Here is a 1,498-nt window from a genome sequence, read left to right as displayed (position 1 = left end):
CGAGCTTGGCCAGCACCGCCAGGAACAGCATCGCCACGGGGGCGGGCAGGCCGGTGAGGTGGTGGCACATCACGCCCAGCAGATAGAGCGTCACCGCCGTGAGGCCGGCCGCCGCCACCGTGGCGGCGTCGATCGGGCCGGTCTCCACGGGCGTGCTCGCCTCCATGTCGTTCTCGGTGTCGGGCTGCAGGCGGCCCTCGCCGGTCAGGTGCGGCTTGCGCTTGCCCACCCAGTTGAGGGTGCCGGCCAGGATGATCGCCGTGAGGCTGCCCAGCATCACCGGCGGCAGCACCTGGGCGAAGACGTCGCCCTGCGGAATGCCGAGGATGCTGCCGTAGCCGATGGAGAGCGGGATCGCGCCCTCGCCGACGCCGCCGGCCATGATCGGCACCACGATGAAGAAGAAGGTGTGGTGGGTGCCGAGGCCGAGGAGCGTGCCCACCAGGGTGCCGACGCAGCCCGCCGCCAGGGAGCCGAGGCCGAGGGGGACGAAGATCTTGAGGAAGCCCTTGATCAGTACCGCCCGGTCCATCCCCAGGATGCTGCCGACGATGATGGCCGCGATGTAGAGGTAGAGAAAGTTGGTGAACTTGGTGAAGTCCGTGATCGCCTTGACGATCGGACCCGGGATCAGCGCGTAGTAGACCAGCGCCGAGGGGATGAAGGTGGCGAAGATCGCCCCCGCCCCGATCTGGCGCAAGACCGGCAGGCGCTTGCCGATCTCCGCGCAGGTGAAGCCCCCCAGCACCAGGACGGCGATCATCGTCGGTGCGTCGGCCTTGATCTCGCCCTCGGCGGTCAGCACCCAGAGCAGCACCACCAGAATCAGGTAGACCGGCAGCGGGATGATGCCGATCTGGATGTCGACGAGGCGCCACCAGCCCTGCGGCCAGAATCGCCGCGTCTCGGCCCGTCCCCCCGGCAGGTGGGCCGTCGTGGTGATCGCGACGCCCTCGGGGTGCGCCGTCGGTACGGGGCTCGGCATGAACGTGTCTCCCGGCGAAAGCCCTTTTTGCCCCGCGGGGCCGGCTCGGCTCTGATTTTTGGACTTTTTTCTGGTCTCAACCGTGCGGAACGGAAGGCCGGGGGCCAGCATCAGTCGGGTCGGGCCGGCCTTGTCAATTGATCGGCCCGCACGAGCCGCAATGGTGCTTGAGGATCACCCGCGATTGTCAGGGGCCTCCGGTCCGGCGATCCTCCGGCCCCGGCGCGATCCGTTCCACTCGGAATTCGCGTTCCTTCCCGATGCGAATGGGTCTAAACGGCCCGGCGCGGCGCCGCATCGCGGCCGCCCCGATCCGAAAACCGCCCCCGCTTACCTGCCGCGTACGCAGGAGTGAGCCTCCAAGGAGCCCCGGCCATGCCGATCCTGACCTTCCCCGACGGCAACACCCGCAGCTACGACGCCGCGATCACCGGCCGTGCCGTCGTCGAGGGCATCGCCAAGTCCCTGGCCAAGCGCACCGTCGCCATGGCGCTCGACGGCACCGTGCGCGAC

The 1,498-nt window shown here is 69.1% G+C and carries 1 protein-coding gene; it reads right to left on the bottom strand.

Annotation, left to right across the window (positions count from 1 at the left end; genetic code table 11):
• Positions 1–985: 2-hydroxycarboxylate transporter family protein (locus MFF30_RS25400; RefSeq protein ID WP_238283007.1), on the bottom strand; the 985-nt coding region annotated here is incomplete at its 3' end.
• Between the last annotated feature and the right edge of the window lie 513 nt (positions 986–1,498).

The organism is Methylobacterium goesingense, from assembly GCF_022179225.1.
In the GTDB taxonomy this organism is placed as follows: Bacteria; Pseudomonadota; Alphaproteobacteria; order Rhizobiales; family Beijerinckiaceae; genus Methylobacterium; species Methylobacterium goesingense.
Note: the sequence above shows the minus strand (reverse complement) of the source record. Positions and strands in the feature narration are given on the sequence as shown.